The 22,698-nt window shown below is 46.8% G+C and carries 24 protein-coding genes and 1 other annotated feature; of the genes, 4 read left to right on the forward strand and 20 right to left on the reverse strand.

All coding sequences use genetic code 11. From position 1 onward, the window contains the following. Position 1: 1 nt before the first annotated feature. From araA to L3V45_RS13510, 3 genes are all read right to left on the reverse strand, one after another. A complete protein-coding gene (araA, locus tag L3V45_RS13500; RefSeq protein ID WP_003152506.1) occupies positions 2-1,495 on the reverse strand; it encodes an L-arabinose isomerase in 1,494 nt (497 codons plus the stop codon). A gap of 184 nt (positions 1,496-1,679) precedes the next feature. Further along, positions 1,680-2,645 (reverse strand): arabinan endo-1,5-alpha-L-arabinosidase AbnA, encoded by a 966-nt coding sequence (locus L3V45_RS13505; protein ID WP_015387871.1) that lies wholly within the window; start codon positions 2,643-2,645, stop codon positions 1,680-1,682. Positions 2,646-2,787: 142 nt separating this feature from the next. Continuing rightward, complete coding sequence (locus L3V45_RS13510) at positions 2,788-3,873, reverse strand: M42 family metallopeptidase (protein ID WP_007408096.1); 1,086 nt, start codon at positions 3,871-3,873, stop codon at positions 2,788-2,790. Positions 3,874-4,056: 183 nt separating this feature from the next. Here L3V45_RS13510 and L3V45_RS13515 point away from each other — a divergent pair, with 183 nt between their 5' ends. Then, positions 4,057-4,449, forward strand: a complete 393-nt coding sequence (locus L3V45_RS13515) for a hypothetical protein (protein ID WP_014305553.1) — start codon at positions 4,057-4,059, stop codon at positions 4,447-4,449. Positions 4,450-4,462: 13 nt separating this feature from the next. Here the strand turns inward: L3V45_RS13515 and L3V45_RS13520 are convergent, their stop codons facing one another. From L3V45_RS13520 to L3V45_RS13555, 8 genes are all read right to left on the reverse strand, one after another. Beyond that, positions 4,463-4,729, reverse strand: a complete 267-nt coding sequence (locus L3V45_RS13520; protein WP_043867340.1) for a DUF1294 domain-containing protein — start codon at positions 4,727-4,729, stop codon at positions 4,463-4,465. 57 nt (positions 4,730-4,786) lie between these two features. Further along, positions 4,787-5,146: a 50S ribosomal protein L20 gene (gene rplT / locus L3V45_RS13525; RefSeq protein ID WP_003152495.1), complete on the reverse strand. Its 360-nt coding sequence runs from the start codon at positions 5,144-5,146 to the stop codon at positions 4,787-4,789. 31 nt (positions 5,147-5,177) lie between these two features. Beyond that, positions 5,178-5,378 carry a 50S ribosomal protein L35 gene (rpmI, locus tag L3V45_RS13530; RefSeq protein WP_003152493.1) on the reverse strand — a complete coding sequence of 67 codons (201 nt, stop codon included), beginning with the start codon at positions 5,376-5,378 and terminating at the stop codon, positions 5,178-5,180. 12 nt (positions 5,379-5,390) lie between these two features. Continuing rightward, on the reverse strand, positions 5,391-5,912 hold the full coding sequence (gene infC / locus L3V45_RS13535) for a translation initiation factor IF-3 (protein ID WP_071543361.1): 522 nt from the start codon (positions 5,910-5,912) through the stop codon (positions 5,391-5,393). A gap of 58 nt (positions 5,913-5,970) precedes the next feature. Beyond that, positions 5,971-6,101: a sequence feature (ribosomal protein L20 leader region), on the reverse strand. A 181-nt stretch (positions 6,102-6,282) separates the two neighbouring features. Further along, on the reverse strand, positions 6,283-6,966 hold the full coding sequence (lrgB, locus tag L3V45_RS13540) for an antiholin-like protein LrgB (RefSeq protein WP_003152487.1): 684 nt from the start codon (positions 6,964-6,966) through the stop codon (positions 6,283-6,285). A 12-nt stretch (positions 6,967-6,978) separates the two neighbouring features. Then, positions 6,979-7,419 (reverse strand): antiholin-like murein hydrolase modulator LrgA, encoded by a 441-nt coding sequence (lrgA, locus tag L3V45_RS13545; protein WP_003152485.1) that lies wholly within the window; start codon positions 7,417-7,419, stop codon positions 6,979-6,981. 129 nt (positions 7,420-7,548) lie between these two features. Beyond that, positions 7,549-8,283, reverse strand: coding sequence for a LytR/AlgR family response regulator transcription factor (locus L3V45_RS13550; protein WP_014305554.1), 735 nt, complete (start codon positions 8,281-8,283; stop codon positions 7,549-7,551). Next, complete coding sequence (locus tag L3V45_RS13555) at positions 8,261-10,042, reverse strand: sensor histidine kinase (protein ID WP_024085678.1); 1,782 nt, start codon at positions 10,040-10,042, stop codon at positions 8,261-8,263. Before L3V45_RS13555 ends, L3V45_RS13550 begins: the two co-directional genes overlap by 23 nt. Positions 10,043-10,228: 186 nt before the next feature. Between L3V45_RS13555 and L3V45_RS13560 the strand changes: the two genes are divergently transcribed. After that, entirely contained in the window at positions 10,229-11,023 is a 795-nt protein-coding gene (locus L3V45_RS13560; protein WP_234949422.1) for an HAD family hydrolase, read from the forward strand. A gap of 54 nt (positions 11,024-11,077) precedes the next feature. Here L3V45_RS13560 and thrS read toward each other — a convergent pair whose 3' ends face one another. The 9 genes from thrS to L3V45_RS13605 form a co-directional block, all read right to left on the reverse strand. Then, the gene (gene thrS, locus L3V45_RS13565) at positions 11,078-13,009 is read right to left on the reverse strand and encodes a threonine--tRNA ligase (protein ID WP_003152480.1); all 1,932 of its coding nucleotides are present in this window, start codon (positions 13,007-13,009) and stop codon (positions 11,078-11,080) included. 408 nt (positions 13,010-13,417) lie between these two features. After that, complete coding sequence (ytxC, locus tag L3V45_RS13570) at positions 13,418-14,248, reverse strand: putative sporulation protein YtxC (RefSeq protein ID WP_057080669.1); 831 nt, start codon at positions 14,246-14,248, stop codon at positions 13,418-13,420. Between the two features lie 65 nt (positions 14,249-14,313). Beyond that, the gene (locus L3V45_RS13575; RefSeq protein ID WP_014305557.1) at positions 14,314-14,955 is read right to left on the reverse strand and encodes a TVP38/TMEM64 family protein; all 642 of its coding nucleotides are present in this window, start codon (positions 14,953-14,955) and stop codon (positions 14,314-14,316) included. 31 nt (positions 14,956-14,986) lie between these two features. After that, on the reverse strand, positions 14,987-15,922 hold the full coding sequence (dnaI, locus tag L3V45_RS13580) for a primosomal protein DnaI (RefSeq protein ID WP_007408085.1): 936 nt from the start codon (positions 15,920-15,922) through the stop codon (positions 14,987-14,989). Positions 15,923-15,946: 24 nt separating this feature from the next. Then, the gene (locus L3V45_RS13585) at positions 15,947-17,356 is read right to left on the reverse strand and encodes a replicative helicase loading/DNA remodeling protein DnaB (RefSeq protein WP_003152474.1); all 1,410 of its coding nucleotides are present in this window, start codon (positions 17,354-17,356) and stop codon (positions 15,947-15,949) included. A 111-nt stretch (positions 17,357-17,467) separates the two neighbouring features. After that, positions 17,468-17,926 (reverse strand): transcriptional regulator NrdR, encoded by a 459-nt coding sequence (gene nrdR, locus L3V45_RS13590; protein ID WP_003152473.1) that lies wholly within the window; start codon positions 17,924-17,926, stop codon positions 17,468-17,470. 248 nt (positions 17,927-18,174) lie between these two features. Beyond that, on the reverse strand, positions 18,175-18,555 hold the full coding sequence (speD, locus tag L3V45_RS13595) for an adenosylmethionine decarboxylase (protein ID WP_003152471.1): 381 nt from the start codon (positions 18,553-18,555) through the stop codon (positions 18,175-18,177). A gap of 238 nt (positions 18,556-18,793) precedes the next feature. After that, positions 18,794-19,816, reverse strand: coding sequence for a glyceraldehyde-3-phosphate dehydrogenase (locus tag L3V45_RS13600; protein WP_014305558.1), 1,023 nt, complete (start codon positions 19,814-19,816; stop codon positions 18,794-18,796). Positions 19,817-20,023: 207 nt separating this feature from the next. After that, positions 20,024-20,410 carry a winged helix-turn-helix transcriptional regulator gene (locus L3V45_RS13605; protein WP_003152469.1) on the reverse strand — a complete coding sequence of 129 codons (387 nt, stop codon included), beginning with the start codon at positions 20,408-20,410 and terminating at the stop codon, positions 20,024-20,026. A 183-nt stretch (positions 20,411-20,593) separates the two neighbouring features. Here L3V45_RS13605 and L3V45_RS13610 point away from each other — a divergent pair, with 183 nt between their 5' ends. Further along, positions 20,594-21,793, forward strand: a complete 1,200-nt coding sequence (locus L3V45_RS13610) for an MFS transporter (protein WP_201489037.1) — start codon at positions 20,594-20,596, stop codon at positions 21,791-21,793. Between the two features lie 58 nt (positions 21,794-21,851). After that, on the forward strand, positions 21,852-22,694 hold the full coding sequence (locus tag L3V45_RS13615) for an aldo/keto reductase (RefSeq protein WP_003152464.1): 843 nt from the start codon (positions 21,852-21,854) through the stop codon (positions 22,692-22,694). Positions 22,695-22,698: the final 4 nt, after the last annotated feature.

Consider the following 22,698-nt stretch of genomic DNA (forward strand, 5'->3'; position numbering starts at 1 on the left):
ATCAATTCCCTCCCAGCCGGTATAATACGTCATTCCATTTCAGCTCTTTTTTCAGCTCATGTATTTCGGTATTGCGGGAAATAAAGATGCTTTCAATGCCTGCCATCTCAGCCCAGTCAAGCATCTGTTCAGCCGTAAGCCGGAAGGACATACAGGTATGGTGGGCGCCTCCCGCCAAAATCCACGCTTCCGCAGCTGTTTTCAGCGATGGCTCCGGCTTCCACAGCACCCGCGCCACAGGGAGATTCGGCATATCATGATCAATTTCCCTGCCTTCCGCTTCATTCAGAATGAGACGGAACCGCCCGCCGATATCAATGATGCTGGCGATGATGGCTGAACCGCCGATTCCGTTAAAAACCAGCCGGGCCGGATCTTCCTTCCCTCCGATTGAGAGAGGGTAGACTTCGATTTTCGGCTGATCAAGGGCGATCGTCGGACATACTTCAAGCATATGTGATCCGAGAATCATCGCACGACCCGGTTCAAAATGGTACGTATAATCTTCCATGAAGGAGGTTTGTTCTCCGTCCGCCATTATTTTCATCATTCGCACAAGGGCAGCCGTTTTCCAATCGCCTTCGCCGGCAAATCCGTACCCTTTTTCCATGAGACGCTGAACGGCAAGACCCGGAAGCTGCTTCATTCCGTGCAAAACTTCAAAGGAGGTCGAAAACGCTGTATATCCGCCCCGTTCGAGAAAGGCCGTTAATCCGAGTTCAATTTTCGCCTGTTCTTTAATGGAAGCAACTTTTGCTTCATCCCGCTTCGTTTCGTCGCTGATGACATACAATTTGTCGTATTCCTCATAAAGCGCCTCAATTTCTGCGTCGGTGACATTGTTCATCACCTCGGTAAGATCGCCGATTCCGTACCCGTCAACCTGCCAGCCGAATTGAATGTGGGCGCCGACTTTGTCTCCGTCAGTAACCGCCACATTCCGCATATTGTCGCCGAACCGGGCTACTTTAATATTCCTGCTTTCATTCCAAGCGGCAGCCGTGTTCATCCATTGCGAAATGTCATGTTTGACTTCCTCATCATCCCAATAGCCTGCGATGACTTTTCTCGTCTGCCCCATTCTTGACTGGATATATCCGTACTCCCGGTCTCCGTGAGCGGATTGGTTGCTGTTCATAAAGTCCATATCAATCGTTTCCCACGGGATGTCGCGATGATACTGGGTATGCAGATGAAGCATCGGCTTTTGAAAAGCGGAAAGACCTTCAATCCACATTTTCGCAGGGGAAAATGTATGCATCCACGTCACGACCCCGGCACAGTTTTCTTGATACTGCGCTTCCCGCAAAACCTCTCTGATCGTTTCAGATGACGTGACAACCGGTTTATGCCTGATCTTGTATCTTGATGACACCCCGCTGAGACCGTCACATATTCCCTTTGCGTGTTTATCGACAAGCTGCAGCGTTTCCTCTCCGTATAAGTGCTGGCTTCCCGTTACAAACCAAAATTCATATTCTTTGTTCTGAAGCACATTCATTTCCCCTTCCCATCAAAATAAAGCGCTTGCATTTTTAAATAAATATACGTACGAATGTAAATAATAAAACTTTTATTCTTTTATTTGTACGAACAACTTTATTATAGTTAAGGAGGAATCAAACTGTCAATCTTTTATTGCAAGTAAAAAAGCCGGACACACATGCCCGGCTGATCAATTAATAGGAAGGCCAGCCTGAACTCCAATCGATATCATTGATGAGCATCTTCGGAATTCCGCTGTTTTCGGCATCATACGCATGACGCACTAAAATATTCCCGTTCACAATGTCTTGACCGCCCGGGCCTTTCCAGCGGTCATTGCCGGAATCAAGAATCGTCCCTCCGCCTTCAGACATGCTTTTCCCGCTTTTATCGAGATATGGGCCGGTGATGCTTTTGGATCTTCCATAAGCGATTTTGTACGTACTATTCACCCCTGAACAGCATTTATCAAACGACACCATTAAGTAATAGTAGCCGTTCTGGTAGGTGATGGCCGGCGCTTCCAAAGCTCCGCCGTTATTCGGTCTGGCAGCGATGGAATAAAGTGACCCCGTCGGTTTCATTGTATTTTTATCAAGCTTTGTCAGCTTAATGCCGCTCCAAAAAGAACCGAAGGCAAGCCAAGGGTTTCCGTCTTTATCAATTGTCAGCTCCGGATCAATTGCATTGTAGTTATTGGCGCTTGTCGAACGGATGACAAGCCCTTCGTCCTTCCAGTTTCCCGAACTGAGGCTTGTAGATGATGCAAGACCGATCGCGGAGGTATTTTTGCCGAATGAAGAAACGGCATAATACAGCCAATACTTTCCGTTAAAATATTGAACATCGGGGGCCCATTGATTCAGCCCGTAATTCGGCACATAATTGCCCCACCATGACAGCGGGGAAGTAAAGATTGATTTCTGAACGGTCCATACGCCGCCGCTGCCCGCCTTTAAGACGCGAAGCCCCCTCTCCCCTTCCAAACCGGTTCCGAAAGCGTACCACGTGTTTCCTTCCTTCGCCATTGTCGGATCATGAAGCAATTCATTTGATGCCCCCCAAAACGCGGCAGATGCCGGAGATGAAGACATCAGAAGCAGACCGGCTGTAACGGCTGCGCATGAAAAGCGGATCATGCGTCTGAATCTGTTTTTCATTTGTAAACCTCCCTTTTTTAAAGCGCTTTCAAAAAAACATGTTGTCAGATTTTTCTATGTCTTTTCTTATTGTAGACGCAAGGCTCATATTTGTACAGACAAAAAAAAGAATCTGCTTAAAAAAGCAGATTCTTCCGTATCTTTATTGATAAGTAATACGGTCAACCGTTTCCCGGTCTAATTTTTTAATCACTTCTGTGATCAATTTTACCGTATTCTCATAATCATCCCGATGCAAAATAGCGGCATGAGTGTGAATGTAGCGCGTCGCGATCGTAATGGACAGCGCCGGCACTCCGTTTGCGGTTAAATGAATGGAACCTGAATCCGTGCCCCCTCCGGCAATGGAATCGAATTGATACGGAATTCCCGCTTCTTCCGCCGTGTTCACGACAAGGTCGCGCAGCCCTTTGTGAGATACCATTGACGCGTCATACAGAATAATTTGCGGCCCTTCGCCGATTTTGCTTTGCGCCTCTTTTTCAGAAATTCCCGGTGTATCTCCGGCAATTCCGACATCCACGCCGAACGCGATATCAGGCTGGATCGTATGTGCCGCTGTTTTCGCCCCGCGCAGCCCGACTTCTTCTTGAACCGTTCCGACCCCGTATACTTCATTCGGGTGATCACTGTTTTTCAGATTTTTTAATACATCGATGGCAATCGCACAGCCGATACGGTTGTCCCACGCTTTCGCCAATAAATGCTTTTCATTGTTCATCACTGTAAATTCAAAATACGGCACAATCTGATCACCCGGAAGAACGCCCCATTCCATTGCTTCTTCACGGCTGGACGCCCCGATATCGATGAACATCTCTTTAATATCAGCGGCTTTTTTTCTGGCGTCAGGAGGCAGAATGTGAGGCGGTTTCGAACCGATGATCCCCGTGATGTCCCCTTTTTTTGTCACGACGGTGACGCGCTGGGCCAGCATGACCTGAGACCACCAGCCGCCGACGGTTTGAAAGCGGAGAAAGCCTTTATCAGTGATTTGCGTCACCATAAAACCGACTTCGTCTAAATGCCCTGAGATCATGATTTTCGGACCGTTTTCTTTGCCGGTTTTTTTGGCGATTAAACTTCCCAGCCGGTCTGTTGTGACATCATCGGCAAATGGTTCTATGTATGATTTCATCACTTGTCTTACTTCTCTCTCATTTCCCGGTATCCCTTTTGCATCCGTTAACGCTTTCAGCATGGTGAGCGTTTCATCTAATTTTGTCATCAATAAACCTCCTTTTTTTCACTACCCTTCTTATTATACAAAACCAATGCTGAAGCATACGATTAATTCGCCTGAAAAACGGGTAAATGTTTTTATCTATTTCTTTTAAAAAAATGAAACTTTTTGTTTTGTTTTTCGTATTACATCAGATCATGACAAAGGTGAGGAGGTGCCTTCACACATATGGCCATTACAGTATTGAGGATTGTCTTGCTTGCACTTCTTATTTATTTTATTTACATGTGCGTCAAATTTTACGCAAACCCGAAAAGAAGGCTCAGACTGGCGCAATCAAAAGAGAATTTTTATTTTATTGACGAACAGAAAAACACGCGAAAAAATCTCCAGCTTACTTATAAAGGAGTGCTCTTTGAAGGAGAAAAGCATATCCCTTCCAAAGATCATCCGCTGTTTATCCATACAATATTTGTATGGACCGAAAATCCGGAAAAGCTGAACCGCTTTTCTGCAGATGATTTTGAAGAAGTCGAAAAAAAGGTATTGGAGCGGTACCCGAATTGCAAGATTGATTGGGACCAGCCCATCAAAAAAGCGAAAAAAGCAGGCGAGCGATAAGCTCTCCTGCTTTTTATTTTTTATACATCAAATACATGAGCACAAGGGCGGCTTCAGTGAGAAAAAGCAGCGGCACCCCGTATAAAAAGGATTTGTGTTTCGTCTTATGCCTGAAGGTGCGCATGCCGATCCATACGCCGAGTGAGCCGAACATGGCGGCTGTGAGCCATATTCGTTTCTCTGATATTCTCCACCTGTGCGCCTTTGCTCTTCTTTTATCAGCGCCCATGATCCAAAAGCCGTATCCGTTTATCACTACGGCGTAAATGAAGAGAGCCATTGATTGTCACCCTTTACGTAAAAAAACCGCTCCCGGAAAGAGAGCGGCTTTTTCAACTTACTTGTCTAACTGAGCTTTAGCAGCATCAGCAAGCTGATTGAAAGCAGTAAGATCGTTTACAGCAAGATCAGCAAGCATTTTGCGGTTTACTTCGATGCCTGAAAGCTTAAGACCGTGCATTAAACGGCTGTAAGAAAGACCGTTCATACGTGCAGCAGCGTTGATACGAGTGATCCAAAGCTTACGGAAATCACGTTTTTTCTGACGGCGGTCACGGAATGCATAGTTTCCTGATTTCATGACCTGCTGGTTTGCTACTTTGTATAATGTATGTTTTGAACCGAAATAACCTTTTGCTAATTTAAGAACCTTTTTACGACGCTTACGTGTAACAGTTCCGCCTTTTACTCTTGGCATTAGATTTCCCTCCTAATTGTTCCTTGTCCGATTACTTGATGTTGGCAAGCTGTTGTTTGATGCGTTTGAAGTCTCCTGCGCTCACAATAGCACCCTTGCGAAGCTTACGCTTTTGCTTTTGGGATTTGTTGGCGAATAAGTGACTTGTGTATGCATGAGAACGTTTTAACTTCCCAGAACCTGTCTTTTTAAAACGTTTAGCAGATCCGCGGTGAGTTTTCATTTTTGGCATGGGATTTCCTCCTTATTGCTTTTCGTTTTTCGGCGCGAGCATTAAGAACATGCTGCGGCCGTCCATTTTTGGTTTTGTTTCGACTGTCGCAACTTCCGCACATGCTTCAGAGAAACGGTCCAATACGCGCTGGCCGATTTCTTTATGAGTGATTGCGCGCCCTTTAAAGCGGATAGAAGCTTTCACTTTATCGCCTTTTTCAAGGAATTTAATCGCATTGCGCAATTTCGTGTTAAAGTCATGCTCATCGATCGTCGGACTTAATCTAACTTCTTTTAAGTTAATGATTTTTTGATTTTTGCGTGCTTCTTTGTCCTTTTTCTGCTGCTCGAATCGGAACTTACCGTAGTCCATGATGCGGCAGACAGGCGGTTTTGCATTTGCTGCAACTAACACAAGGTCAAGATTTGCGCGGCCGGCGATTTCAAGTGCTTCCTGACGGGACTTGATGCCGAGCTGATCGCCATTTTGTCCGATCAGACGAACTTCACGTGCACGGATACCCTCATTAACCAATTGATCTTTGCTAATAATGAGCCACCTCCATAGTTTCTTCGAATTGATTCACAACGCTTTTTGACTGCATTCTGCAGGCAAACAAAAAGTGCGGGCATGACAACACACCCACACTACGAACATCTGCATAAATAAAAATGTACGGTCAACCTGCCAACTACATGAATGTGTCAATCAGGTGAGAAGCGGGTGCCTCTGCTTGTGATTTATATTCAATTCAATAACTATTCTACACAATACCGGATCATTAGTCAAGAATGACTTCTCCGGATCAACTTTTTCATTTTAACACGATGCCGGGGTGAGCGCAAGGAAAAATGTGAAATTTCGTTCTTTGCCGCCCGCGGACGTGCCAACACAATAAAAAACCCGGGTCTATGACCCGGGTTTATCCTCCGATGAGCTGAACGAATACCGGAATGACCAGCACCGTCACCACTCCTACAACGACAACCGCGATACTTGCCATTGCCGCTTCTACTTCCCCCATCTCAATGCCGACCGCAACACCGAGTGCGTGTCCGGATGTGCCGAGAGCCAGTCCCTTAGAGATTGGGTGCTTTACTTTAAACAGTTTTAAGAATAAAGCGCCAAGAGCATAGACGATAACGGCGTTGAAAATAACGGCGAAAGCGGTGATGTCGGTGATGCCGCCGATCCCTTTTGACAGCGGAAGGGCAATTGCCGTTGTCGCCGCCTGCGGAAGCATGCTTTTCATAACGGCCGCGTCGAGATGAATGCCTTTTGCGATCAAATAGACAATCGTGACTGAGCAGATAGAGCCGACAATGATGGAAGACATGATCTGCCACCAGTATTTTTTCAGCTTGGCACGCTGTTTGTATAAAGGGATGGCAAAAGCGATCGTCGCGGGCTCCAGGAAGAATTTAATAATGTCTCCTCCGCTTTTATAATCTTCATATGAAAAACCGCCGAGCTTCAGAAAAAGGATTCCAAGCACCATCGCGACAAACAGCGGGGTGAAGAGGAAAAAGCCTCTCGTTTTTTTAAATAAATACGTGCCGATGCCAAAGGCCGCAAGTGAAACGACAATACCGAAATATGGACTCATCCGTTTTCCCTCCTAATGCTGCACAAGTTCGTTTTCCTGATTGGAACGGCGCACCGTTTGTTTATCAGCCGGAGCAGCCTTCTGACGTTTTTGGCTGACAGACAAGATCAGCTGAGAAAAAAGGCCCGTCGCCCCTAACAGAATGATGGTGGCGAGTAAGATGACGAGTGCGATCTGCACGCCGTACTGCTGCATGACGCCAAGTGAATTCATCACGGAGATGCCCGACGGGACAAATAAAAATCCGATCAGTGACGTTAATGATGTTCCCAGCGTTTCTACTTGTTCAAGCTTAATCACTTTCAGGCATAAGAGGACAAATAATAACACCAAACCTACTACGGAAGCGGGTATAGGAATGGGGACAATCGCTGCAATCCCATTAGATATGAGCATAATTACGGCAAAAATAAATGCTTGTGTCAGAAATCCGTACACTTTTTTCGCACTCATTTTCTTCACCTCTTTCTCTTTGTTAGGTCCATTATAAAAGAGAAATCGATTTTTAAAGCGCTTTCATAACAAACGGCTGAATATTCATTCTGAAATGCAAAAAACGGCTGCTGAAATGCAAAAGCCGCCTCATATAATATGAAGCAGCTTTTTTAAGTCCTTTGCGTATGTACGGCTGACGGGAATTTTAGAGCCGTCTTTTAAGATCAGATTGTAAGTCGAATTAAACCACGGATGAATTTCCGTAATATGCTCCGTATTCACGATGAACGCGCGGTGCACTCTCAAGAAACCCGTATCAGGCAGTTTTTTCTCAATGACCGCCAAAGTTTCATGAACGGAATAAGACGCGGCAAACGTTTTGACGGAAACGTGTCCGTCCTCCATGCCGGCGTAAATAATGTCCTTCGTATCTAAAATGACAATAGATTCACCGGCTGATACAGCCAGTTTATGCGCTCCGGCTGCGGACGGCTGCTCCGAGACGGCTCCTGCCCTGTCCTGCTTCACTCTTTTAAACTTTCTGATCGTCTGGCGCACTCTTTCTTCATCAAAAGGCTTCGTTAAATAATCGAGTGCGTCGACTTCAAAAGCTTTTAAAGCAAATTGGTCATACGCCGTCGCAAAAACGACGGCCGGCGGATTTTTCATGTTTTTCAGCCGTTTGGCAATATCAAATCCGTTTTCTCCTGACAAATCAACGTCCAAAAACAGCAGATCCGGTTTTTGATCCATCATACTGTCAAAAGCGGATTCAATATTTTCAGCTTCGTTTATGTCACTTACTTCATTCGTCCGTTTCAGCAAATAAGCTAATTCATCTCTTGCCAGCATTTCATCATCAACGATTAACACCTTCAGCATGTTCTTCTCCTTTAGTCATCAGTTTCAAAGGCAGCTCAAATGATACGTCCGTACCTTTGCCGGTCTCACTTTCCAATCGCAGGGCTGCCTTGGGGCCGAACAGCCCGATCAGCCGCTGATTTAAATTGTAAAGCGCAGTTCCCGTCCCTTCTTTAGACGGGAGCGGACGGTTTCCGAGCACGGACAGCAATTCCGGATCAATTCCCCGCCCGTTATCTCCAACCCGCATTAAAACCGACTGACCGGCGGATACCACGCTCACACTGACGGCACAGCTGTCCTGCTTTCTTGAAAATGCATGGCGAAGCGCATTTTCGACGAGAATCTGCAGCACAAAAGGAGGAATTTCGATGTCCTCCAAACCGCGTTCGATTTCAAGACTGATTTTATATTTCCCGGGAAAACGGGCCTGCTCCAATGATAAATACGCCTGCAGATGGTTCAGTTCTTTAGAAAGCGGGATGAGCAGCTGCCTTGCCCCCTGGAGATTGGAACGGAAATAGACGCTGAGCTGCAGCAGAAGCTTTCGGGTTTTTTCCACATCCGTACGGCAAAGAGCAGAAATCGTATTGATCGCATTAAACAGAAAATGCGGATTGACCTGTGCTTGAAGCGCTTTTATTTCTGCGTCTTTCAGCAATTTGCTCTGCAGTTCCGCCTCGCCGAGTTCAAGCTGTGTGGAAAACAGCATGGCGAGTCCTTCTGCAAGCTCTTCTTCAACCCGGCTTAAACCTGACGGGCTTTTAAAGTACATTTTCAGCGTCCCGATCGTTTTGCCGTTTGACGTCAGCGGCAATACAATCGCCGCATGCAGCGGACAGGGATCGTGCGTGCATTCAATTTCTTCCTTTGATGTCGCTTTCATAATATGACCCGTTTTAATAACGCGCTTTGACAATCCGGTAATCAGGCTTTCAGACGGAATATGATGGTCGGCACCCGCGCCGACGTGCGCCAAAATCTTTTCGTTATCCGTAAGCGATACCGCGTCCGTTCCTGTTTGCCTGTGAATGATGGCGGCGACGCTTTTGCATGAGCTTTCATTCAGCCCCTGGCGGAAATACGGAAGCGTCTGATCGGCAATCATCAGCACCCTGTGGGTTTCAAGGGCTCTCGCCCGTTCTTCCTTCCGGATAATCGACTGAATGATCGAAAGAAAAATAAAAGTCCCTGACCCGTTTACCAATATCATCGGGATGCCGATGATGCTCACAAGCGTCCAAGCATCAGAAAACGGCTTGGCCATCAAGAGGATGAGCAGCATTTGCAGCGATTCCATTCCGAGTCCGACAAGCGCGGCCACCCGCGGTGTCGGCATCCTGTAGCGTTTTCTGAAATACCGTCCGATCCAGCCGGACAAAATGCCCGCTAAAACGGATGAGACGGCACAGCTGACTGCGGTCGCGCCGCCGAGTGATAAACGATGCAGGCCGGCCAGTATGCCGACGCCGATCCCCACATACGGACCGCCTAAGAGTCCGCCGATTTCAACGCCCATAATTCTTGTATTGGCAATTGAACCGGACGGATTAATTTGAAACACCCAGTCATTATTCATGATTGTATTCCGCTGAATTTCTATTCCCGTATAGTTGCTGATGATACTGAACAGCGAGAAAATTGAAATCAGCACCGCTTTGCCTTTATAGCTCTCAGGCTGCTGGAGCGCCTGTCTGAACAATCTGGTATGAGCCAGAACAAATCCCAATATGACGATAATTCCGACTCTTTCCAGCATCATGATGATCAAATGCAGCATACTTTTCACCTGTTCTTTCAAATTTTATTTTATCACGTTTTAGAGCCTGAGACAGAATCTGACACAAACCTGCCTGTTTTTTTCAAATCATCTGAAAACAAATCTTTCACAGTCTATGTATCTATTGTAGAATAAACGGGAGCCTTGCGGCAGAGAGTTTCAGAATATAACAAAGAGGAGAAGATCATGAAAGCCGTATTTTTTGATTTGGACGATACACTGTTATGGGATGAAAAAAGCGTCAGAACAACATTCAGGGAAACATGTTTACAAGCGGAAAAAAAATATGGCCTTGACCCGCAAACATTTGAAGAGGCGGTACGGAAAGCGGCACGGGAATTGTATATGTCATACGAAACCTATCCTTATACGGTCATGATCGGCATTAATCCGTTTGAAGGATTATGGGCGAATTTTTCCGAGCCGGTCAGCGAAGGATTTAAACAGCTGAATCGGATTGCGCCGGAATACAGACGAAACGCCTGGACGAACGGCTTAAAAAGCGTCGGTATAGACGATGCGGCTTACGGCGAATATTTGGCGGAGTTTTTCGCGGCGGAACGCAGACAGCGCCCGTATGTGTATGATGAAACGTTTGCGGTGCTTGATAAGCTGAAAGGTGTTTATGAATTGCTTCTGCTGACAAACGGCGATCCCAGCCTGCAGAAAGAAAAACTAGCCGGCGTTCCTGAGCTCGCGCCTTATTTTAATGAAATCGTCATCTCAGGCGCTTTCGGAAAAGGGAAACCCGATGCCTCCATATTCGAACATTGCCTCGGCCTCCTGAACCTGAAAAAAGAAGACGCCATTATGGTCGGAGATAACCTCAATACTGATATATTGGGAGCGAAACGGGCAGGTATTACGACAGTCTGGATAAACCGGACGCAAAAGAAAAATGATACGGACATTGCGCCTGATTACGTGATCAGCGGTCTTCACGAGCTGTTTGCGATTATAGAGAAACAAAAAGAAAGATAATTTTATACGCTAAAAAACCCCATTCTGAATGAACGGGGTTTTTTGTATTTCCGGTTATTTTTTCGCTTCGGCTACAGCCTTTTTCACAAAATCGTCCAATGAGACGGTTTCTGATTTCTGCTCGCCGTATTTCCGGACGTTTACCGCGCCGTTTTCCGCTTCTTGGTCACCGACCACAAGCATGTACGGGATTTTTTGCATTTGCGCTTCACGGATTTTATAGCCGATTTTTTCGTCCCGGCTGTCAAGCTCGACACGCAGGCCTTCGCGCTGCAGGCGCTCCTGCACTTTTTTCGCGTAGTCAAGATGCACGGACGGTGATACAGGAATGACTTGGAATTGCACCGGCGCAAGCCATGTCGGAAGGGCGCCTTTGTGCTCTTCGATTAAGAAAGCAACGAAACGCTCCATCGTTGATACGACGCCGCGGTGAATAACGACAGGGCGGTGCTGTTTGCCGTCTTCTCCGACGTAAGTGAGATCAAAGCGTTCCGGAAGAAGGAAGTCAAGCTGTACAGTTGACAATGTCTCTTCTTTGCCGATCGCCGTTTTCACCTGCACGTCAAGTTTAGGGCCGTAAAACGCCGCTTCGCCTTCCGCTTCATAATAGTCGTGCCCCATCTCATCCATTGCCGCCTTCAGCATGGATTGCGCTTTGTTCCACATCTCATCATCATCAAAATATTTTTCCGTATCTTCAGGATCGCGGTAAGACAGGCGGAATGTGTAATCACTCAGTCCGAAGTCTTCGTATACGTCTTGAATCAAACGGACGGTGCGGATGAATTCTTCTTTAATCTGATCAGGGCGGACGAAAATGTGCGCGTCATTTAACGTCATGCCGCGTACGCGCTGAAGACCTGAAAGCGCCCCGGACATTTCATAACGATGCATCGTTCCGAGCTCGGCGATGCGGATCGGAAGCTCGCGGTAGCTGTGAATGTCCTGTTTGTAAATCATCATATGATGAGGACAGTTCATCGGACGGAGCACAAGTGTTTCATTGTCCATTTCCATCGGAGGGAACATTGTATCCTGATAATGATCCCAGTGCCCTGATGTTTCGTACAGGTCTTTGCTTCCGAGGACAGGCGTATACACGTGCTCATAACCGAGGCTCAGCTCTTTATCCACAATGTAGCGCTCGATCACGCGGCGGATGGTCGCGCCTTTCGGCAGCCAGAGCGGCAGACCTTGTCCGACTTTTTGAGAGTTGGCAAACAATTTTAATTCTTTGCCCAGTTTTCGGTGGTCACGCTCTTTCGCTTCTTCAAGCATGCGCAAATGCTCTTTCAAGTCATCCTTTTTAAAGAAAGCCGTGCCGTAAATCCGCTGAAGCATTTGGTTTTTGCTGTCGCCGCGCCAGTATGCGCCCGCAAGGCTCAGCAGCTTAAATTCTTTAATTTTGCCTGTAGACGGCACGTGCACGCCGCGGCACAGGTCAAAAAATTCGCCCTGCTCATAAATAGAGACCGTTTCGTCTTCTGGAATCGCATCCAGCAGTTCAAGCTTCAGATTATCGCCGATTTCCGCAAACATGGCTTTTGCTTCATCACGGCTCACTTCTTTTCGGATGATCGGCAGATTTTCACCGATGATGCGTTTCATTTCTTTTTCAATCTTCGGAAGGTCATCCGGCGTCAGCGCCTGCTCCATTTCAACGTCATAATAGAACCCGTTTTCAATGACGGGGCCGACTCCGAATTTCACATCTTTATAAATGCGTTTAATCGCCTGGGCCAATAAATGCGCCGTGCTGTGCCGCATGATGTTCAAACCTTCTTCTGTGCCTTCTGTAATGATTTCTACGGCACCGTCCTCTTGAATCGGCGTTCTTAAATCAATTTCCTGTCCGTTCAGTTTTCCGGCTAAAGACTTTTTCTTTAATCCCGGACTGATGGATGCCGCGATATCTTCTGTTGTTGTTCCTTTCGGAAATTCCTTTACCGCTCCGTCCGGAAATGTGATGTTGATCATATCTGACATCTTCGTCACTCCTTTTTTTATGCAAATCAAAAACCCCGCCCCCTATGAAAGGGACGAGGTTAAATAAACGGAATCGTGGTTCCACCCTTTTTTCCGCGCGGCCGATTGCTTCGGCACTGCGGCTCTAAGCTCTGTAACGGGAGTTCCCGTCAGCTATTACTGGCGCTTATTCCGGCGTTCACAGCTGAAGTTCAAAGGCGGTAAAGACAATGATCCATAGCTGGAAAGCTTTCAGCCTGGGCTCTCCTCTCTTATAAAGCCGGTATCAATGCTTCATGTCCTTATCAATACGTGTAGCAATCATTAATCTTTTATGTATTATAAAATGTCTGTGAGAAAAATGCAACTCGGTTTTCCGTCTGATTTCGCACAGACAGCCCCGCCGCTTACACAAGGCCGTCCGTGCGGCTATCCTTCCGTCTTCTCGGCTGCAAACGCGCCCAGCGGAAAAAGGCGCACCCTCTCCTGAAACACGTTTTGAATGGTTCTTGACATCATATGTTCCGGTTTGTCCGTATACAGTTCGACCGTCTCAGGCGCAATGGAGATCAGCGGCGCAAGGAGATGGGAATCTATATACATCGGGTGCTCCCGCACAAACCGTCTGTCTATGTATTTTTTCTGTTCCCGTTCAGACACATAGCGCAGCTCCCACAGCGTAAAAGCCCGGTCATGTACGATGCGGACTTTCTTCATCCGCGGCGGATTGGATGTCACATAATCTCTCAGAGACTGGATAAAGTTTTGATATTCCTGTTCCATCCGGTATTCATCTATCGCGGCCTCCGTATATTCTCTGAGCCTCTCATAATACCTGCCGAGCCGGAACGTCTGAAACGAACGCACGGAAAAAACACCCGCATCAAGTGAAATCGTCCGGAGCGCATCTGAAATAAACTGTGTGCGCGGCTCTTTCTTCGGCTCAAACGGATGATCCTCAAGCTCTCCTTCCATAATGCTGTGTGCAAGCTGAAGGATTTGCTGCTGTTCATCCTGATCGGTGAAGCAGTATGCGTCCTCAATAAGCGAAAGCATATGCTCGTCTTCTTTGCATTCCAAAAAAAACCTGACAAGTATCGGCTCAATAAAGCGCTGAACGCAAAAAGCCGTTTCAGACCTTGCGATTCCGACTTTTTTTATGCCTTCACGGACAATAAAATGTCTCCGGTCGTCCGATTGCTGAATGAGATGTAAAAAAGCGGCGGTATCGTGGTCATCTTCAAAGATCACTTCAAGCATATTTGTCCCCCCTTACGGCATCTGTTACAAGTATATGGGGGATGTTTTTAAAATAGACGTAAAGGTTAGCTTTCACCGCCGAACAAATGACGCACCTTCTTTTTAAATATAACGGGAAGCGATAAAAATACGACGTAAAGACAGATCACGCAGAGTACGGCCAGCACATTGCCGGACATAAAGCTCGCGCCGAGCACATTCAGGACGATCGTCCCCGGAATGATGCCCGCTGCGGTCGCCAAAAAATACGTTACCGGCCTGACTTTCGATAGGCCCGCGGCATAGCTGATCACATCAAAGTTAACAGGCAGAATGCGCAGGATAAAAATATAAAAGAAGCCATTGGTTTTCATCTGCTTTTGAATGGCTTCCATTTTTCCATGACGGCTTTTCTCATTAAAGGCAAACAGCCCCGCCGCAAAAAAAGACGCGGCGGCAGCGCCCATTGAGCCCGCCAGCGTATACATGGTGCCGAAAAACGGGCCGAACGCCAATCCTCCGGCGACGGAAACGATTGATACGGGAAACAGCACAAAAGGCCTGACGATGGAAATTCCGATAAACACAAGCGGCGCAAAAACACCGAACGATAACACCCACAGCCGGATCTCCTTAGGCGACAGATTCAGATATTTGCGGTTTGCCCACAGCAAAAGACCCGCTCCCGCCGCAGCCGCAGCCCAAGTGACAGCCTTCTTATTCCTCATTCCCTCAAATCCTTCCCATTGGACGCCGGCATCATGAACGGCGGCGGTTTTCCCCGTCAAGACGGACGGGCGAAGCCAAATATAAAATCCGCTCCATCAGTCTTGCCGCTTTTACTTCTTCCTTTTCTCCCCGCTGTGAATACGTAAAATGATGCTTCAGCTCGTCTGGTGAAAAATTAGACGAGAAGAAAGTGGGAAGCTGCTGGCTCATTCTGTGCTGAAGCACGGTGCCGATGACTTCATCCCTGACCCAGCTTGTCATTGACTCCGCTCCGATGTCATCAAGCATCAGTACGGGCGTCGTTTTCACCATATTCAGTTTCGCCTCCAGCGACTGATCCTGAAGCGAGTTTTTCAGCTCTCTGACAAATTCGGGAACATATACGATCATTGATGAATACTCTTTTTCCGCCAGTTCGTTGGCAATGGCGGCTAAAATAAATGTCTTTCCGATTCCGAATTTTCCGTACAGATACAGCCCTTTGCCTTTTCCCGTTTCATTATAGCTCTTCAGAAAATCCGTCACATGCTGGAAAATGCCGAGTCTGCTCGGATCGGTAATGTCGATCTGCTGAAACGTCGCGCCGAGAAGATCCTGCTGGATATACATGCTCTTCATCAGGGACTTTTGCCTTTTCTGGCGGTCGAGCTTTCTCTTTTCCGGACATTCGTAATATTCAATATCAATGGAACGCCCGTTGATCACAAGCTTCGGATGGTAGCCTTCAAGCAGGCTGTTCGTCCGGCTGTCTTTCGAACAGAAGGCGCACTGTTTGCTTTGCTGAACGAATTCGTACAGTTTATTTAACCCTCTGTCAATCATGCTTTGATTGATAACATCTTTCTGTTCCTTCAAAAAAGCCTGGACGTCTTCGTCGGCCATAACTTGCTGCTGCATTCGTTCCAGGCGTTTTTGAAAGTCAGGTCTTTTCGTCACGCCTTCTAAGGATCGGCTGATCGGTTCCATTCAATATCACCCCGCTTCTCTGTCTCAATAGGCAGAGTATTTTTTCAGTTTTTTCATTTCTTCCATCATTTTTTTCTTCTGTTCTTCAAGATCCTGTGCGGAAAGAGCCGTCTGTTCTTGTTTCTTCCCGGTTTCTTCTTCTTTCATCCAATCAGGGCGCTTTTCTTCCCGGACGGTTTTTTTGCCGCGCGCCGCGCCGTTTGTTTTGCCGTCCGCCCAATCAAGATATTGCCTGTGCTCTTCGATTGCGAGCTTCATTGCTTCCCGTACCGTTTTGACTTTCTTTCTGGCCCAGTGGGCGGCGATTTTTTGGATATAGTTTTTGGACAGCTTCATATCCGTTTTCAGCATGACATAATAAATCAGCACATTGGTGACGCCGGGCTCAAGCTTTTGTTCGAACATAATATCGGCGATAATCTGCAGGTCGGCTTTTGACGGCTCGGTCCCGTCCGCAATGTCCTGAAGAAGCTTTCTCGGTGATATGGTCTCAAGCTGTGCGATGAGTTCGCCGTTCAATGAATCGTCCTTTTCCGTCCGATTTTCTCTCAAGGTGACAGGCTGTGTTTTATCAATCAGTTCGGGAAGCTTGCCGCTTCTTTCAATTTGGTACCAGTCGCTGGCCGCTTTCCTCAGCGCTTCGGCCGTTATCGTATCCTGTTCATTAATTGCGGTCATGACGACGTGCTGCATGGAGATAGGATCTATTCCGTATAAATATGAAAGCTTTTTAATGCTCTCCCGCACATCCTGTGTGATTGATTTGCGCGGTATCATCGTTTCTGATAACCCCGCCAAAAACAGCTCAAAATCAAACACTTCCTCCGTCACCGTATAGGATGGCGCTTGTCCGACAGACGCCGTCTCATAGTCCTCGGGGAGCTTCATCGCCTCTTCCATATCAGGCGTCATTTTCCATTCACTCGGCTGAAAAGAGGCAAAAGCGTGATTAAACGGACGGGTAATTTCCCTTGCGCCCGCGCCGACGGAAGGGTGCGTGTAAAATTGTCTCAGCTGCTGGTATTTCGTTTTACCGACTCTGTTATAAAGAAAGACATTCAGCATGCCGTCTTCAAAAAAATCATTCGGCCTGAGCGGGGGCAGCAGCTCATAAATAAACATCCGCTCTTTTTGCTCGGACTCCCGGATATACACTTTCAGCAGTCCGATTCCTTCAAGCTTTCCCTGTTCATGATGAATCTTTTTTAAATTTGACTGCATCATGCCCATCAGCTGCCTGTGCGTGGATTCCGCTCCCCACAAGCGGTTCTGCTCAAGCTCCCCCCACAAGGTCATATAAAGGGAGAATGCAAAAGAACCGATCAGCGGCTGGTACAGATGTGTCAAAACCTGTCTGTCGACATCCTGAAGAAGCGAACGGCTTTTGACCGTATAAGGATCTACAGGCAATACGTCATTCCAATAGTCAGCCATGATTCTCAAACCTTCCGATATGTTTCTACTCTCATTTTACACCGTTTCTGCGATCTATCAAATGCCAATTTTGCTCATGAGAAAAGAGCCAGACACAATCTCTTAGCTCTCTCAGCGTTCTTTCTTTATTAAATCTTTCAATTCATCGATAAACACGTTTATATCCTTAAACTGCCGGTAGACGGAGGCAAAGCGGACATAAGACACCTCATCGATTTTCGCCAGGCGGTCCATTACCATTTCTCCGACAAGTTCGCTTTTGACTTCAGATACGCCTTGGTTTCTCAGCTCTTTTTCAATGTCAAAGCACATGTCTTCCAATGTTTTCAAAGGAACGGGCCTTTTTTCACAAGCTTTAATTAACCCGCGCAGCATTTTTTCACGGCTGAATTCTTCCCGGACGCCTTCTTTTTTCACGACGATCAGAGGCATCTCTTCAAACTTCTCAAATGTAGTGAAGCGGTAATGGCAGGCTTCGCATTCCCGCCTTCTGCGGATTGATTTCCCTTCGTCCGCAGGCCGTGAATCAAGTACGCGGGAACCGTTATGCTGGCATGAAGGACATTTCAAATTGGATCAGCTCCCATCTGTTTCGTTGCTGTAATGCGGTTCGCAAGCTTCCGGTAAATGCCCGCCAACGTTTCTAGGATGAGCCTATTTGTTGGGAGAGCCGATAGACCGGCCTTATCTCTTCTATTTTACAAAAAAAATGCTTAAAGAAAAAGCAATGCTGTTTTTTTACATTAGAAAAGGAGCATCAGCTTCAAAGCGCGTAATGGCTTTTTCAGCTTAGCTCCCTTGTGTTTGCGTTTTGAAAATTACAGTACTTTCGCTTGTGCCTGTTTAATCTGTACAGGCCCCATTCCTCTCGGTATTTCAATGTTTTCTCTTGTATCTGCATGTAATGCGTCCGCAATGTAATCCGCAGCCACATTAGGATCCAGGTCTCCACAAGTATAAACATCAATGCTTGCATATCCGTGTTCAGGAAAACTGTGAATCGTTAAATGTGACTCAGAGATAATAACGACTCCGCTTACGCCTTGCGGTGCAAATTTGTGAAATGCGACCTCGCGCACTTCAGCTCCTGATTTCAAAGCAGCATTTACAAACGTTTTTTCAATAAAATCCATGTCATTGAGCTTATCAAAATCGCATCCCCACAGCTCGGAGATGACGTGACGCCCCATTGTTTCCATAATCATGGACCCCCCTTAACAAGAATTAAAAAAGTGAATTTCCGAGAACTGACCCGGCCATTTACCACGGGGGAAAGTTAGTCCGGAGAGGTCCTAACCCTTTAAGTAATTCCGAAGCAGTCACGAGCAAGAAGTTCACGAAAGATAGTATACTGTGTTTAAGTTTATTTTGCAAGGTGTGTTTTTTGCGAATATGCCGTTAAGGGTTTTTTTCTAACAAATGTCCATGAACTTTAGTCTACACAGCTGACGGGTGTTTCATTCGCGCGGCGACGTGACGGATAAGATCAACGACCCGGCAGGAATATCCCCATTCATTGTCATACCAGGCGAGCACCTTTACTTTTCGGTCTTCCATCACCATCGTTGTCAGTCCGTCGATGATCGCAGAGTGTGAATTCGTATTATAATCTGAAGAAACGAGCGGCTCATCCGAATAATCAAGAATTCCGTACATCGACGTTTTTGAGGCTCTTTGGAAAGCGGCGTTCACTTGCTCGGCCGACACATCTGTTTTCAGATCGCAGACAAGGTCCACTAATGACACATTCGGAACGGGAACACGCAAAGCGAGACCGTGAAGTTTTCCTTTCAAATGAGGCAGCACGAGCGACAGCGCTTTAGCGGCGCCTGTAGAAGTCGGAATGATGGATTCTCCGCACGCTCTCGCCCTCCGCAGATCTTTATGCGGATTGTCGATATTTTTTTGATCATTCGTGTAAGCGTGAACAGTCGTCATCAGCCCGCTTTCAATCCCGAATTCCTGATCAAGCACTTTGACGACCGGCGCAAGACAGTTTGTCGTGCAGGATGCATTTGAAATAATGACATGTTCATCGGGATTGAACTGCTCTTCATTTACTCCCATGACAATGGTAACGTCTTCATTTTTGCCCGGAGCCGTTAAAATGACTTTTTTCGCCCCTGCTTCAATATGGCTCATCGCTTTTTCTTTTGAATTAAATTTCCCCGTTGCCTCTACGACGATGTCTATTCCGCATTCTTTCCACGGAAGCTCTCTCGGGTCCCGGCGATTGAACAGCATAATATGTTTTCCGTTGACGATCAGGCTGTCGTCGGCGGTCTCAACTTCTTGATGGTATTTGCCGTGAATTGTGTCATACTTTATCAAATGAGCAAGCGTTTCCGGGGGATAGCTTGCATTAATGGCTGTTATTTGAATTTGATCATCTTCCATTGCTTTTCTGAACACCATTCTTCCGATTCTTCCAAACCCGTTTATTGCTACTTTTACCTTCATGCTCAGGTCACCCCTTTTTAATATGCCACTCTAATTTACCTTTATTTATATATAGTATAACACATTAAAAGAAATCCGCCAGTACAACTTGATAAAAATCCACCCTTATACCGATCAATATGTTGTTCAATCGGTTTTTTTGCATATAAAATGATCTTTCTTCCATAAAAAAAGCAGGATCAGCGTCTCAGGCTGCCTGCTTTTTTCTTATATTTGTCCCGGTTCTTTAAATTTGTCATTTAAAATGCTGTCCTCTAAAACGGAAGACACCTCGCCGTACCGTTTAGCAATATGCATCGCGCCCCAGTCACACAGCGCATTTAAAATTCTTTCCAGACTGTGCCCGTATTCACTCAGCTCGTATTCCACTTTCGGCGGCACCTGATTGTACACGATCCGGTTGATGACGCCGTCAGCTTCCAGCTCCCGCAATTGCTGTGTCAGCATCTTCTGGGTGATGTCCGGCATAAGCCGCTTCAATTCGCTTGTCCGTTTTTTCCCGCGCATGAGGTGGCAGAGGATCACACACTTCCATTTTCCGCCGATCACTTCAAGCGCCGCCTCTACGGATATATTGTATTTTTTCTTCAGCAACGGTAATTCCTCCTCATCTATAGGAACTAAAAAGTGCCTATGGCACTTAAAAGTACGTTCTTTTCAATGACACTTCTATCAATCATAATGACATTTGCCGGCTGAAAAGGAATGTACTCTTATACTTATATCGTTTACCCGGCATCATTTCAACCATACATTATCGTTTAAGGAGGAAAACAGATGTCTTCACATCGCCAAAGCTATTTACCAGCGCTGCTGGCATTAGCCGTCAGCGCTTTTGCGATCGGCACAACCGAATTTATCAGCGTCGGACTGCTGCCGCTTATATCTCAAGATCTGCATATACCTGTGACAACGGCGGGACTTACCGTTTCCATGTATGCTCTGGGCGTGACATTCGGCGCGCCGGTTTTAACGTCTCTCACATCCGGCATGTCGCGGAAAACACTGCTGCTCTGGGTGATGTTGATTTTTATCGCCGGAAATACACTCGCAGCGAGCGCTTCCTCAATCGGCGTCTTACTGGCGGCACGGGTCATTTCGGCTTTTTCCCACGGCATTTTCATGTCAATCGGGGCAACGATCGCCGCCAATATCGTGCCGGAGCATAAAAGAGCAAGCGCGATTTCCATTATGTTCACGGGGCTGACGGTGGCTACGGTGACCGGCGTTCCGTTCGGCACCTATCTCGGCCAGCAATTCGGATGGAGAATCGCATTTGCCGTGATTGTGGCGGTAGGAATCATCGCATTCCTCACAAACGCGCTTCTCGTTCCGTCTCATTTGCGCAAAGGGACGAAAACCGCATTTTCCGAGCAGCTCAAACTCGTCACAAACGGCCGGTTATTGCTTTTATTTATTATTACAGCGTTAGGCTACGGCGGAACGTTTGTCGTGTTTACGTATTTATCTCCGCTTCTTCAGGAGGTAACCGGTTTTCAGAAAGAAACCGTCGCGGCCATCCTGCTCATTTACGGAATTGCGATTGCCATCGGAAACATGATTGGCGGCCGTTTATCAAACCGGAATCCGCTGAAAGCCTTGTTTTATATGTTCATTGTCCAGGCTGCTGTGCTGTTTGTCCTGACTTTTACCGCGCCGTTTAAAACAGCCGGGCTGATCACCATTATTTTCATGGGGCTGTTGGCGTTTATGAATGTGCCGGGGCTTCAGGTATATGTCGTGATGCTGAGTGAACGTTTTGCGCCAAGCGCCGTTGATACAGCATCAGCCTTAAATATCGCGGCATTTAATGCCGGAATCGCGATCGGCTCGTTTGCCGGCGGAATCATTACAGACTCAATCGGAATCATTCATACCGCTTGGATCGGGGCGCTGATGGTGCTCAGCGCGGTCGTATTAACCGGATGGAGCAGGAAGCTGGAAAAGCGGGATCGCACTGCCCTTGAAAGGAGGTGAGTTTTTCTTCAGCGCATTTTGATTTTTTCGACAGACAAATAATAGGAGGAATATATACATGACAACACATTTACAAGCAAAAGCAACATTGCATAACGGAGTAGAGATGCCTTGGTTCGGCATCGGAGTTTTCAAAGTAGAGGAAGGCGCGGAACTCGTCAACGCGGTGAAAACGGCATTGGTGCACGGCTATCGCAGCGTTGATACCGCCGCGATTTACGGAAATGAAGAAGGTGTCGGCGAAGGGATCCGCCAAGGGCTGCAAGAAGCGGGATTAAAACGTGAAGACATTTTTGTCACGTCAAAAGTATGGAATGCCGATTTAGGATATGAAGAAACGTTAAAAGCGTTTGACACAAGCTTAGAAAAACTCGGTTTAGATTATTTAGATTTATATTTGATCCATTGGCCTGTCGAAGGAAAGTACATCGATGCGTGGCGGGCGCTCGAAACCCTCTACCGGGATGGACGCATTAAGGCGATCGGGGTCAGCAATTTCCAAATTCACCACCTGAAACATCTCATGAAAGAAACGGAAATCAAGCCGATGATCAACCAGGTGGAGTACCACCCGCGCCTGACACAGAAAGAACTGCTTGCTTTCTGCACTGAACAAGGCATTCAGCTTGAAGCGTGGTCGCCATTGATGCAAGGGCAGCTGCTTGATCACCCCGTATTACAGGAGATTGCTGAGAAATACGGCAAATCAGCCGCTCAAGTGATTTTGCGCTGGGATTTGCAAAACGGTGTCATCACCATTCCGAAATCAACTAAAAAACACCGTATTGAAGAAAATGCAAATGTCTTTGATTTCGAACTGTCAGCTGACGATATGAAGCGGATTGATGATCTGAACGAAAATCTCCGTGTCGGTCCGGACCCTGACAATTTTGATTTTTAACCAG

It is taken from the genome of Bacillus sp. R45 (assembly GCF_021729365.1).
Taxonomy (GTDB): Bacteria; Bacillota; Bacilli; order Bacillales; family Bacillaceae; genus Bacillus; species Bacillus velezensis.